Source organism: Rhodoferax sp. XS2R6 (genome assembly GCF_056521365.1).
In genome coordinates this window covers 397,882-410,166 of the sequence record NZ_JBWMAY010000001.1, presented here as the reverse complement: position 1 = coordinate 410,166, position 12,285 = coordinate 397,882, and the positions used below count along the sequence as shown (strand labels likewise).

Sequence of the window (12,285 nt, the reverse complement as noted above, 5' to 3'; positions counted from 1 at the left end):
GATTTATTTTCGATTATTTCGAATTTGTCATATTTCTTTGTGAAAATGGAGGCCTGAACACCTTGCGCACACCATGCGCCTTCGTCCATGCCCCACACCAGCGCAGCACCCAGCCACACGCTCCCCGCATTACACGGGCTGTTTGAGCAACTGAAAACCACCTTTGCGCAACACGTGGAGGTGGCAGACGGCCCCCCAACACGTGTGCTGCGCGTGGCCGGACTGGAGCTGCCGCTGCCGCCCGCGGTGGGCAGCTCCCAAACCCTGGTGGACACGGTGTGTGAACGGCTGGCGGAGGTGGCAGCGTTTGGCATCACTACGGCGCTGACCGATGGCTCGGCCCAGGGCACCCGGCAACGCATGGAGCTGGTGAGCGCCCTGGCCTTGCTGGAGGCCACCGCCGGCACACCCCCGGCGCAAAGCACCGCTCGCCGTGCAGATGCCACCGGCGACCTGCTCACCACCGCCGAGGTGGCCATCCAGTTGGGCATGAGCCGGCCGTATGTGTCCATGTTGTGTGACCAGGGCAAGCTGGGGGAGGTGACCCGCTCCGAGGGCGGCCACCGCCGCATTGCCAAGCAGGCGGTCGATGCCTACCTGCGTGCCCACGCCCAGCCGCCGCGCCCAACCCCTTTGCCCTGAATCGCCATGGAACACTCTGTCAGTCTGATTACCACCCTGGCCGCCGGCTTTGGCCTGGCGCTCATCTTGGGTTTTGTCGCGGTGAAGTTGAAGTTTCCCGCACTGGTGGGCTACCTGCTGGCCGGCATCGTGATTGGCCCGGCCACGCCGGGTTTTGTGGCCGACGCGCAGATTGCCTCGCAGCTTGCCGAGGTGGGCGTAATGCTGCTGATGTTTGGCGTGGGCCTGCATTTCTCCATTGACGACCTGATGGCCGTGCGCAAGATTGCCTTGCCTGGCGCGGTGGTGCAGATTGGGGTGGCCACTGTGCTGGGCGCGGGCGTGGCCTTGTTCTGGGGCTGGTCACTGGGTGCGGCGCTGGTGTTTGGGGTGTCGCTGTCGGTGGCAAGCACCGTGGTGCTGCTCAAGGCGCTGGAGAGCCAGGGCCTGACCGACGCCACCGATGGCCGCATTGCCATTGGCTGGCTGGTGGTGGAAGACCTGGCCATGGTGCTGGTGCTGGTGCTGTTGCCGGCCCTGGCGCCTTCTTTGGGGGGCAGTGCCATAGACACCGGCCGCAGCACGGCCATGACCATCGTCATCACGCTGGCGCAGGTGGGTGGTTTTGTCGCCTTCATGCTGGTGGTGGGGCGGCGCCTGTTCCCGTGGATCCTGTGGCAGGTCACCAAAACCGGCTCGCGTGAGTTGTTCACCCTGAGCGTGGTGGCCGCGGCGGTCAGCATTGCCTATGGCTCGGCGGCGCTGTTTGGCGTGTCGTTTGCGCTGGGGGCTTTTTTTGCGGGCATGGTGCTGCGCGAGTCGGAGTTCAGCGCCCGCGCGGCGGAGCAAACGCTGCCGCTGCAAGACGCGTTTGCCGTGTTATTTTTTGTGTCGGTGGGCATGTTGTTTGACCCCATGGTCATCGTGCAGGAGCCGCTGCGGGTGCTGGCCACGGTGGCGGTCATTATTTTTGGCAAAACCCTGGCCGCGGTGGTGCTGGTGTTGGCCCTGGGCTACCCGGCGCGCACGGCGCTGGTGGTGGCGGCCAGCCTGGCGCAGGTGGGGGAGTTCTCGTTCATCCTGGCGGGCCTGGGCATGGCGCTGGGCCTGCTGCCCACCGAGGGCAACAGCCTGATTTTGGCCGGCGCGCTGATCTCGATTGCGTTGAACCCGCTGGTGTTTAGCGCGGTGCAACCGGTGCTGCGCTGGCTGCAGCGCCACCCCGGGTTGGCCGCGCGGCTGGAGCTGGCTGCCAACCCGCTGGCCGAGCTGCCCATGAGCACCGATGCCAAGTACCTGGCCAACCAGGTGGTCATCGTCGGCTGGGGGCGTGTGGGCAAGCTCATTGCCAAGGCGTTGACGGCACAGGGTATTCCGTTTGTGGTGGCCGAATCCAACCGTGACGCGGTGGAGGCGCTGCGCGCCCAGGGCATCCCCGCTGTGTGGGGCGATGCGACGGAGCCTATGGTGCTGGTGCAGGCGCATATCCGCGAGGCGCGTGCCCTGGTCATCGCCACGCCCGAGACCATCCAGGTGCGCGGCATGGTGGAGGTGGCCCGCACGCTGAACCCGCTGATCCATGTCATCGTGCGCAGCCACAACGTGGAGGAGGCCGAGCGGCTGGAGAACGACGGGGCGGGCACCGTGTTTGTGGGCGAGAACGAGCTGGCCAAGGCGATGATTGCCAGCGTGCTGGAGGTGGTGCCGCCGGTGGGGGCTTCACGCCACTGAGGTGCAGCCCTCTCATGGGGTTGTTGCACGCCGCCTGTCCAGGGCGGGGCTACACTGCGCTGCGGTAACGCCAAGAACTTTCACCCCAGCATTGGAAGCGTATGCAGTTCCTCAAGTCCCTCTCGGTCGGCACCCGGTTATCGCTAACCTCCGCCACCGTTCTCGCCCTCTTGCTCGCGGTGCTGTACACCGGCTACAGCGCCCTCAGTGCCGTGGCCAGGCAGGCCAGCCAGTTTCAACCCCAGGTGCACAGTGCGCAAAACAGCATGGTGCTAATGGCGGTGCTGGCCGTGGTGGTGGGGGTGTGGTCCACCCTGAGCCAAGTGCGCAGCATCTCGCTGCCCCTGGCCGATGCCATCCAGATTGCCGAGACCGTGGCCGCGGGCGACCTGAGTCACGACTTTGAAAACACTCGTGGCGGCGAGTTTGGCCGCCTGCTGGACGCCATGGGCACCATGGAAGACACGCTGACCGACCTGGTCACCCAAATCAAGGACAGCACCGAGCCGCTGACCGCGTCGTCCGCGGACATCGTGCAGTCCAGCACCGACCTGCTGCAACATACCCAGGCGCAGGCCGACGCGCTCCATGCCACGGCCACCAGCATGACCGAGCTCACCTCCACCGTGCAGGAAAACGCCCAGCGCGCGCAAAGCGCCAGCGCGCTGGCGGTCAACGCCTCCAGCATTGCCCAGCGCGGCGGCGAGGTGGTGGGCGAGGTGGTGCAAACCATGCACGCCATCACCGACAGTTCGCGCAAGGTGGTGGACATCATTGCGGTGATCGAGGGCATCTCGTTTCAGACCAACATCCTGGCGCTGAACGCGGCGGTGGAAGCCGCCCGCGCTGGCGAGCAGGGCCGTGGTTTTGCTGTGGTAGCCAGCGAGGTGCGCAGCCTGGCCGGCCGCAGCGCCGATGCCGCCAAGGAAATCCGCCAACTCATCAGCCACTCGGCCCAGCAGGTGGACGCGGGCTCCCAACTGGTGGGCCGCGCCGGCGCCACCATGCAAGACATCGTCACCGCGGTGCGCCAGGTGACGGACCTGCTGGGCGATATCTCTGCCGCGTCGGCCCAGCAAAGCCAGAGCGTGTTGCAGGCCAGCCAGGCTGTGGTGCACATGCAGGCCGAGACACGCCACAACACCGAGCAGGTGGGCCACACCGCCACCGCCGCCACCGCGATGAGCGAGCGCGTGCGCGCGCTGCAGAGCGCGGTGGATCAGTTCAAGGTGTAAGGCCTCCCGATTTTGCATGATTTAGGGCTCTAGCCCGCTTGGCGTATGCGCGAGTAGCTATTGAATTAGGAGTGGGTGTTTGCTGAGGTATGCACGTCAGGCGATGGCGGGTGAGGTGATGCTGGAGAGATAGGTTCATCAGTCGACCCAAAGTGGTCTTCGAACAACCTGGATTCATGACCGTAAAGCGGACCTCCAGAACTGGAAGACCAAGCGGGTACGATCAACAGCCGAAATGCGGCGGAAGCAGACGTCCAGTAGTAAGGCTCAGTTTGATACGATTCTGGTGAGCGCCACACAGATTATTCGTTAGGCCGCTCAAGGCCACGCTTGCGCCAGCTCGGTCACAGAATACATAGCGCTGGTTCGCCAGCCGCTGCGGACACCGCTCCGCTAACCGAAAGCATGTGTCGGCCTGGGCACCGCCTCAATCCCCCCGAACAGGGGATATTCAGACATCGACTCTGACTTGAGAATTGCGCAATCTGCGACACATGAAATTTCTTACAACCTGTGGGGTTTATCGGAATTTTTATACATGTACAAACGCACATGAAAATTTCTGAAATCGACGTTGCGAGAAAATTTTCGGCGTAATTTGTACCCAAAATATCTCGCAAGTTCTGTGGGCTACATTAAGTCCGGTACCAAGGAAATTCACATGCTGATGCGACACAAAGTTATCTTCGCAACTGCCGTCGAAGTTGCTTACGCCGTTTTCACTCGCACTTGGCTTCGCCATCACTTTGACGGGGTTTACCTTGAATTGACCGTATCGGCTTTTCGCATTGCAACTATCGTCGTGTATTGGGGTTTGTTTCAGGACCTCGTCCGGTCTCGGGCCAAGGCGTCGCACACACTTCGGCATCCACTCTTAGTCCTCAGCATAGCCACTGCGTTGGCAATCCCACTCCTCTTTAGCGGCTGGTCACCCGAGGGCGGCTTGGGTACGGCCATCGTTTTTAGCCTAACCAGCATCGCCGTTGGCGCGCGCGAGGAGCTTCTTTATCGCGCTGTACTACTGAATCTCCTGCAGCCACGTATTGGCGTTATTGGCGCTCTGCTTTGCTCGTCAGCCATCTTCACCGTGTACCACTATGGCGCGCAACCCTTCACCTTACTTTGGCTTACCGAATGCACGAGCATGTCTCTACTGCTCGGTCTCATCTATATCCGCAGCGGCTCACTGCTCACGGTTGTGGCCATCCATGCACTTTATGACGGCATATGGCCCTTCGGTCCTTATCTCAGCACTCCAATTCCAGATGTGTTGCGGCCAGTGTTCCTATGCTCGGCGCTCGCCTTCATCGTTGCTTGGTGGCGCTTTGGTGCCGAACCCTACAGTAGATGGCACGCGCCGGGATGAAACCGCGTCGCATCCTTCCTTCCACGTTGACGACTGCTGTTTAGTGCTGCAAATGCCCGCTGTCAGTCTGTAGAAGCCTCAGGTTCTGGCCCAAAGCAGAGATTCGTTTCAGCCCAATCGCGGCGGCTGAGTGTTTCTTTCCAACCAATTCCAACTCTGCAACACAACCCCCTACTCAACAGTTGTGAGCGCCAGAAAGCGCAGAAAATAGCGCTCTACACCACGAGGCCCCTGTGAATCCATCCCCTGCCCATGCCGAACTCATTGCCACTTTCAAGAGGGCACAGGCCGATGCTGCGCACAAGTTCGGATTGATCCAAGTGGTTGCCAACAAGGGGCCCAAGGCGATTCAGGCGGCTGTAGAAACAGCGGCGAAGGCCGCAAAACGCCGGGATTCGTTTGCAAAAAAGCTGAATGCCCTGGGGGTGGAACTCAAGGATTGAGCGGGGCGTTGTGTGGTGGCCCGCCGAGTCAGGTGGGGGCCGCGTGGAATGTTTTGTAAGACGCCGCCAGTGGTATGGTGAACAAGATAACGAACACAAGGTTCAACACGGCGTTTTGCCAGAAACCAGACCACCACGAAAACAGGGTGTCTGGGACGAACCACACGGCCACTGACACGGCAACGATGTGCCAGCCCTCCATAGCGCCACTCGCAAAGGGCCCGCGCACCACCAGCAACAAGGCGGTGCCCCAGCCCACCATGACAGCGCCCAGCACCGCGTGCACGAGCGAGATGTATTCCACCGCCTTGGGGTCGAAGGAAGCGATGCGCGCGGGGTCGCCATACACCAGCAAAGAGAAACCAGCGCGCGTGAGCTGTGGAAAGAGCACGAGGATGAGGCCAAACCCCATAACCGCCAGCGTGACAACTTGGAGCCAACGGGTCCAGAACTGAATGGGTGTTTTCACTTGGTGCATACGAGGCTTGGGGTGGTGAACGAATACCAAGTTTCAGCGCTGCTGCGCATCCGCGCCATGACCTCGCGGGTCATGCCCACCTCTGCCCTTAACACTCCACAATATTCACCGCCAGCCCGCCGCGCGCGGTTTCCTTGTACTTCGTCTTCATGTCGGCGCCGGTTTCGCGCATGGTCTTGATGACCTTGTCCAGGCTCACAAAGTGGCTGCCGTCGCCACGCAGCGCCATGCGGGCGGCGTTGATGGCCTTGACGGAGGCAATCGCATTGCGTTCGATGCACGGAATCTGCACCAGCCCGCCCACCGGGTCGCAGGTCAGGCCCAGGTGGTGTTCCATGCCAATCTCGGCGGCGTTTTCCACTTGCTCCGGCGTGCCGCCCATCACGGCGCACAGGGCGGCGGCGGCCATGCTGCAGGCCACGCCCACTTCGCCCTGGCAGCCTACTTCGGCACCGCTGATGCTGGCGTTCTCTTTGTAGAGGATGCCGACGGCCGCCGCGGTGAGTAGGAAGTCGATCACCCCTGCGTCGGTGGCACCCTGCACAAAACGCGTGTAGTAGTGCAGCACGGCGGGGATGATGCCTGCCGCGCCGTTGGTGGGCGCGGTGACTACGCGGCCGCCGGCGGCGTTTTCCTCGTTCACGGCCAGCGCGTAGAGGTTCACCCAGTCCATCACCTGCAGCGGGTCGCGTAGGGCGTGTTCAGGGTTGGCGGTCAGGGCCTGCAGCAGGGCCTTGGCGCGGCGCTTGACCTTGAAGCCGCCTGGCAATACGCCGTCGGTGGCGCAGCCGCGTTTCACGCAGTCTTGCATCACCTGCCAGATGCGCAGCAAGCCTGTGTCAATCTCGGCATCGCTGCGCCAGTGCTGCTCGTTGCGCCGCATGATTTGCGCGATGCTCAGGCCATGCTGTTGTGCCAGCACCAGCAGCGCGTCGCCACTGGTAAAGGGCAGGGGCAGCACGGTGGCATCGGGGGCAATCACCTTTTGCCGCGTGCCGTCGGCCGCCACCTCGTCGCTCACGATGAAGCCACCACCCACCGAGTAGTAGATGCGCTCCGACAGTTCGTTCCCCGCGGCATTCAGCGCCACAAAACGCATGCCGTTGGCGTGGAAGGGCAGGGGCGCCCGCATAAAGAGCAGGTCGTCTTTCTCGTGGAAGGCAATGCGGTGTGTGCCGGCCAGCGTGAGCTGCTGGCTGCTGCGCACCTCGGCCAGCAGCGCGGGGATCACGTCCACCTCCACCGTGTCGGGCTCATGGCCGCTCAGGCCCAGCAGCACGGCCACATCGCTGGCGTGGCCCTTGCCGGTGGCGCCCAGCGAGCCATGCAACCAGCAGCGCACCGTGGCGGTCTGCGTCAGCACGCCGCTGTGCTGCAACCGCGCCACAAACTGCCGCGCCGCCCGCATAGGCCCCACGGTGTGCGAGCTGCTGGGGCCGATACCGATCTTGAAGAGGTCAAATACGGATACTGCCATGGGGTGCTCCTAATGGGTGAAGTGTGGATGAAGTGGCTTGCGTTGCAAAGTGCTGGTGCACATGCCCCACCAATTGGTGTGCGGTGATGGCCGACAGTGTCCAGCCCAGGTGGCCGTGGCCGGTGTTGTAGAACACGTTGGCGCGCTTGCCCCGGCCCACGCGCGGCAGCATGTTGGGGAGCATGGGCCGCAGGCCAGCCCAGGGTTCCGCACGGCGCGTGCTCACGCCCGGAAAGCACTGGTTCACCCATTGGATGAGCGGGCGGATGCGGTCGGCGCGGATGTCTTGGTTCAGGCCATTGAATTCGGCCGTGCCCGCCACGCGAAAGCGGTCTTGGCCCAGCCGGCTGGTCACCAGCTTGGTTTCGTCGTCCAGCAGGCTCACCTGCGGCGCGGCCTGTCGGCTGGCTTCGTCATCCAGCTGCACGGTGATGGAGTAGCCCTTGACCGGGTAGATGTTGAGCCGGTCGCCCAGTTGCGCGGCAATGCCACGGCCGTGTACACCGGCGCACACCACCACACCGTCAAACACCTGCGTCTCGGTCCCACCTTCGTGCTGCAGCGCCAGCTGCGCACTGTGGCCATCGGCGGCAGCGCTGTGTACCTGATGACCGTACAGAAACTTCACGCCCAAGCGCGCGCAGGCTTGGGACAGGCCATGGGTGTATTTGTGGATATCGCCGGTCGAATCGCTCTCGGTGTAGTAACCCCCGTAGTACTGGCCTTGCAGCGTAGGTTCAATCGCCCGCATTTCATCGGGGGTGACGGCACGGCGCGGCAGGCCGCCGGCTGCCAGCATGGTGGACACGGTGCCGGCGTGGTCAAAACCCGCTTTGTTGCGGTAGATGTGCAAGATGCCTTTGCGTTTGTGGTCGAAGTCAATGCCTTCTTTCTCGGCCCAGCCAAACAGGTGCTCACGTGCGGCGATGGCCAGGCGGGTGGTCGCTTCGGTGTTGTCGCGGTACTTGGGTATGGCGGCCACAAACTCCGCCATCCAGCTCAGCTTGTGCCAGGTGGGCGTGGGGTTCATCAAGAGCGGCGCGTCCTTGGTGAACATCCACTTCAGCCCCTTAATGATGGTGCTGGGGTGGGTCCAGACCTCGGCGTTGGACGCCGATAGCTGGCCGCCGTTGGCATACGACGTTTCCATGCCCGCGTAGCGGTTCTTTTCGATCAGGGTGACCTGGTAACCCGCCTGGGCCAGGGTGTAGGCGCTGGTGACGCCGGTGATGCCGCCGCCAATGATGGCAATGTGTTTCATAGAGCTCTCGCACAACAGTCGCAAACATAGAAGTCGCCGCCCCACACACCATGTGCAGGTGACGACCCCCTCTGTTTGAGACCTGAGAGATTCACCACTGGCCTTGTGGGCCAGTGGCTTGCTCCTGCGGTGTGCCGGGTGACTAAGCCACGGCAGCTCTTCAGAGTGCTCTGGGATTCAACATCCCTATCGCAGCGGTCCTTTTGCCTGAGAGTTTCCGGGGTGGTTGCTCCTTCGGCGCTGGCGCTGTTTAGGCGCCAGGCTCTCCCGCTGCGATGCCAGGTCCAACCTGGCCAGGGCGGCTGCATGCAATGCAGTGCCACCCTGAAATTTCCAACTTAGCTTTCAGCGTACTCCGACAATGGCACGCAGCTGCAGAACAGGTTGCGGTCGCCATACACGTTGTCCACCCGGCCCACACTGGGCCAGTACTTCACCGCCTTCAGGCTGGCCACCGGGAAGGCGCCCACCTCGCGGCTGTAAGGACGATCCCACTCGGCGCCCAGCAAACTGGCGGCGGTATGGGGAGCATGCTTCAAAGGGTTGTTGTCTTGTGGCCAGCTTCCGGCTTCGACTTGTGCAATTTCGCCACGGATGGCGATCATCGCGCTAATAAAGCGGTCCAGCTCGGCCAGGGTTTCGCTTTCAGTAGGTTCCACCATCAGCGTGTTGGGCACGGGGAAGCTTAGCGTGGGCGCGTGAAAGCCGTAGTCCATCAGGCGCTTGGCCACGTCTTCAGCCATCACGCCGCAGGTGTCCTTGAAGCCACGCAGATCCAGAATGCATTCGTGCGCCACATGGCCGTTGGCCGATGCGTAGAGAGTGGGGTAGTGGTCTGTCAATCGCGCGCTGATGTAGTTGGCCGCCAGGATGGCCGCTTCGGTTGCGTGCTGCAGGCCGTCAGCGCCCATCATGCGGCAGTACATCCAGCTGATCGGCAGCACGGCTGCGTTGCCCAAGGGCGCCGCGCTGACCGCACCGGTGCCAGGCACACCGCCGGTGGCGTGGCCAGGCAGGAAGGGCACGAGGTCGGCCACCACACACACAGGGCCAACACCGGGGCCGCCACCGCCGTGGGGGATGCAGAAGGTTTTGTGCAGGTTCAGGTGGCTCACATCGCCGCCAAACTCGCCGGGGGCAGCCGTCCCCACCAGTGCGTTCATGTTGGCGCCGTCCACATACACACGGCCGCCATGCTGGTGCACCAGGGCGCACAGCTCTTTCACGCTGGTTTCAAACACGCCGTGGGTGCTGGGGTAGGTGATCATCACCGCGGCCAGGTTGGCGCTGTGTTGTTCGCACTTGGCTTGCAGGTCGGCCATGTCCACGTTGCCGTTGTCGTCGCACTTCGTGACGACGACCTGCATGCCCACCATCTGCGCGCTGGCCGGATTGGTGCCGTGCGCGCTGCTGGGGATCAGGCAGATGTTGCGGTGTGCCTGGCCCTTGCTGGCGTGGTACGCCTGAATGACCAACAGGCCCGCGTACTCGCCCTGGCTGCCCGCGTTGGGCTGCAGGCTGATGCCGGCGTAGCCGGTGGCCGCGCACAGCCAGGCGCGCAGTTGCGCGTCCAGCTCGGTGTAACCCTGGCGCTGGTCGGCGGGGGCGAAGGGGTGGATGTTCGCGAACTCGGGCCAGGTGATGGGGATCATCTCGCTGGTGGCGTTGAGCTTCATGGTGCAGGAGCCCAGCGGAATCATGCTGCGGTCCAGCGCCAGATCCTTGTCGGAAAGCATGCGGATGTAGCGCAGCATGCCGGTCTCGGAGTGGTGGGTGTTGAACACCGGGTGCGTGAGGAACTTGCTGGTGCGGCGCAGCGCGGCGGGGATCAGCGATTCGGCCGTGCCTTCCAGCGCTTCCAAGCTGGGCAGGGCCTGGCCGGGCTTGGCGAACAGGCTCCACACCAGCGCCAGGTCGTCACGCGTGGTGGTTTCGTCCAAGCTGATGCACAGGTAGTTTTCAAAGTAAATTCGCAGGTTGGCCCCCGCAGATACTGCGCGAGCAGCTATCGAATTCGTAGCGCCATCGGTCTTCAGCGTGACCGTGTCAAAGGTAGCCTGGGCGCGCACCGGGGCGCCCAGTTGCTCCAGACCCTTGGCCAGAATGGCGGTGAACTTGGCCACGCGCTGGGCGATACGGGTCAGGCCCTCGGGGCCGTGGTACACGGCGTACATGCTGGCAATGACGGCTGGCAGCACCTGCGCGGTGCAGATGTTGGAGGTGGCTTTTTCGCGGCGGATGTGTTGCTCGCGCGTTTGCAGCGCCAGGCGGTAGGCTGGGTTGCCATGCGTGTCGATGCTCACGCCCACAATGCGGCCGGGCATGGAGCGTTTGTATTCGTCACGGCAGGCCATGTAGGCGGCGTGCGGGCCACCGTTGCACAGCGGCATGCCAAAGCGCTGGGTAGTGCCGACCACAATGTCGGCATCAAACTCGCCGGGTGGCGTGAGCAGCGTGAGCGCCAGGAGGTCGGCGGCCACGATGAAGGCAGCCTGTTTGCCGTGCACCAGCGCCACGTCGGCGCGCAGGTCGTCAATACGGCCGCTGGTGGCGGGGTATTGCGCCAGCACGGCAAAGTAGTCACCGGCCAGCGCGGCTTCCCACTCGGGTGCGGAGTTGGCAAGCAGGACGGTGATGCCCAGCGGCGCAGCGCGCGTCTGGATCACTTCGATGGTTTGCGGGTGGCAGTCGCCAGCCACCACAAACACGTTGCTCTTGCTTTTGACACTGCGCTTGGCCAGCGTCATGGCTTCGGCGGCGGCGGTGGCTTCGTCCAGCATGGACGCATTGGCCATGGGCATGCCGGTCAGGTCACACACCATGGTCTGGAAGTTCACCAGCGCTTCCATGCGGCCCTGGGAAATCTCGGCCTGGTAGGGTGTGTAGGCGGTGTACCAGGCGGGGTTTTCGAGGATGTTGCGCAGGATCACGCCGGGCGTGTGCGTGCCGTAGTAGCCCTGGCCAATGAAGCTCTTGAGCACCTTGTTCTTGCCCGCCAGCACTTTGATCTCGGCCAGCGCAGCGGCTTCAGTGATCGCAGCGGGAATGTCCATCTTGCTGGATCGCGCAATCGAGCGCGGCACGATGCTGTCGATCAGCGTACGGCGCGAGGTCTCGCCAATGGCCTTGAGCATCAGCGCTTCGTCGGCGGCATCAATGCCGATATGGCGGGCGTGGAATTCGCTGGCGTTTTCCAGCTGGGCGAGGGTGGGGGCAGAGGTCGTTGGCATGGCAGGCAGGGGGCAAGTGTTTAGCTGGCGGAGAAGGCGGTGTAGCTGGTTTCGTCCATCAGGCCGTCCAACTCAGAGGGGTTGGACAGCTTGACCTTGAAGAACCAGCCGGCACCCAGCGGGTCGGTGTTGGCCAGGCTGGGATCGGCGCGCAGGGCTTCGTTCACTTCGGTGATCTCGCCAGTCACGGGCATGTAGACGTCGGCAGCGGCCTTGACGGACTCCACCACACCGGCCACAGCCTTGGCGTCGATAGAGGCGCCCACTTCGGGCAGGTCCACAAACACCACGTCGCCCAGCGCGTCTTGCGCGTGGTGGGTGATGCCCACGGTGGCGATGCCACCTTCAACGTTGAGCCATTCGTGGTCGGGGGTGTACTGGATGGGCATGGAGAGCTCCTGAAAAACGGATGATTGAAAGGAATAAAAACAATAAAAACGAAC

The 12,285-nt window shown here is 63.1% G+C and carries 10 protein-coding genes and 2 riboswitches; of the genes, 5 read left to right on the top strand and 5 right to left on the bottom strand.

All coding sequences use genetic code 11. From position 1 onward, the window contains the following. The first annotated feature begins 87 nt into the window (after positions 1–87). From AC097A_RS01915 to AC097A_RS01895, 5 genes are all read left to right on the top strand, one after another. Positions 88–642: a helix-turn-helix domain-containing protein gene (locus tag AC097A_RS01915; protein ID WP_479619539.1), complete on the top strand. Its 555-nt coding sequence runs from the start codon at positions 88–90 to the stop codon at positions 640–642. A gap of 6 nt (positions 643–648) precedes the next feature. Next, on the top strand, positions 649–2,352 hold the full coding sequence (locus AC097A_RS01910; RefSeq protein ID WP_479619538.1) for a cation:proton antiporter domain-containing protein: 1,704 nt from the start codon (positions 649–651) through the stop codon (positions 2,350–2,352). Between the two features lie 101 nt (positions 2,353–2,453). Beyond that, the gene (locus AC097A_RS01905) at positions 2,454–3,587 is read left to right on the top strand and encodes a methyl-accepting chemotaxis protein (RefSeq protein WP_479619537.1); all 1,134 of its coding nucleotides are present in this window, start codon (positions 2,454–2,456) and stop codon (positions 3,585–3,587) included. A gap of 661 nt (positions 3,588–4,248) precedes the next feature. Continuing rightward, positions 4,249–4,953 (top strand): CPBP family intramembrane glutamic endopeptidase, encoded by a 705-nt coding sequence (locus AC097A_RS01900; protein WP_479619536.1) that lies wholly within the window; start codon positions 4,249–4,251, stop codon positions 4,951–4,953. 233 nt (positions 4,954–5,186) lie between these two features. Continuing rightward, positions 5,187–5,396 carry a hypothetical protein gene (locus AC097A_RS01895; protein WP_479619535.1) on the top strand — a complete coding sequence of 70 codons (210 nt, stop codon included), beginning with the start codon at positions 5,187–5,189 and terminating at the stop codon, positions 5,394–5,396. 28 nt (positions 5,397–5,424) lie between these two features. Here the strand turns inward: AC097A_RS01895 and AC097A_RS01890 are convergent, their stop codons facing one another. The 5 genes from AC097A_RS01890 to gcvH form a co-directional block, all read right to left on the bottom strand. After that, the gene (locus AC097A_RS01890) at positions 5,425–5,874 is read right to left on the bottom strand and encodes a hypothetical protein (protein WP_479619534.1); all 450 of its coding nucleotides are present in this window, start codon (positions 5,872–5,874) and stop codon (positions 5,425–5,427) included. A gap of 88 nt (positions 5,875–5,962) precedes the next feature. Next, positions 5,963–7,351: an L-serine ammonia-lyase gene (locus AC097A_RS01885; RefSeq protein ID WP_479619533.1), complete on the bottom strand. Its 1,389-nt coding sequence runs from the start codon at positions 7,349–7,351 to the stop codon at positions 5,963–5,965. Then, positions 7,332–8,612 (bottom strand): D-amino acid dehydrogenase, encoded by a 1,281-nt coding sequence (locus AC097A_RS01880; RefSeq protein WP_479619532.1) that lies wholly within the window; start codon positions 8,610–8,612, stop codon positions 7,332–7,334. Before AC097A_RS01880 ends, AC097A_RS01885 begins: the two co-directional genes overlap by 20 nt. Positions 8,613–8,673: 61 nt before the next feature. After that, positions 8,674–8,786, bottom strand: a riboswitch (glycine riboswitch). Between the two features lie 11 nt (positions 8,787–8,797). Next, positions 8,798–8,892, bottom strand: a riboswitch (glycine riboswitch). Between the two features lie 58 nt (positions 8,893–8,950). After that, positions 8,951–11,842 (bottom strand): aminomethyl-transferring glycine dehydrogenase, encoded by a 2,892-nt coding sequence (gene gcvP / locus AC097A_RS01875; protein WP_479619531.1) that lies wholly within the window; start codon positions 11,840–11,842, stop codon positions 8,951–8,953. Positions 11,843–11,862: 20 nt separating this feature from the next. Further along, positions 11,863–12,231, bottom strand: coding sequence for a glycine cleavage system protein GcvH (gcvH, locus tag AC097A_RS01870; protein WP_315473283.1), 369 nt, complete (start codon positions 12,229–12,231; stop codon positions 11,863–11,865). Positions 12,232–12,285 lie beyond the last annotated feature (54 nt).

Bases quoted from the DNA above. Each gene is read 5' to 3' on its own strand.
- gcvP (WP_479619531.1), bottom strand. From the start codon at position 11,842: ATGCCAACGACCTCTGCCCCCACCCTCGCCCAGCTGGAAAACGCCAGC.
- AC097A_RS01880 (WP_479619532.1), bottom strand. From the start codon at position 8,612: ATGAAACACATTGCCATCATTGGCGGCGGCATCACCGGCGTCACCAGC.
- AC097A_RS01910 (WP_479619538.1), top strand. From the start codon at position 649: ATGGAACACTCTGTCAGTCTGATTACCACCCTGGCCGCCGGCTTTGGC.
- AC097A_RS01900 (WP_479619536.1), top strand. From the start codon at position 4,249: ATGCTGATGCGACACAAAGTTATCTTCGCAACTGCCGTCGAAGTTGCT.
- AC097A_RS01905 (WP_479619537.1), top strand. From the start codon at position 2,454: ATGCAGTTCCTCAAGTCCCTCTCGGTCGGCACCCGGTTATCGCTAACC.
- AC097A_RS01885 (WP_479619533.1), bottom strand. From the start codon at position 7,351: ATGGCAGTATCCGTATTTGACCTCTTCAAGATCGGTATCGGCCCCAGC.
- AC097A_RS01890 (WP_479619534.1), bottom strand. From the start codon at position 5,874: ATGCACCAAGTGAAAACACCCATTCAGTTCTGGACCCGTTGGCTCCAA.
- gcvH (WP_315473283.1), bottom strand. From the start codon at position 12,231: ATGCCCATCCAGTACACCCCCGACCACGAATGGCTCAACGTTGAAGGT.
- AC097A_RS01915 (WP_479619539.1), top strand. From the start codon at position 88: ATGCCCCACACCAGCGCAGCACCCAGCCACACGCTCCCCGCATTACAC.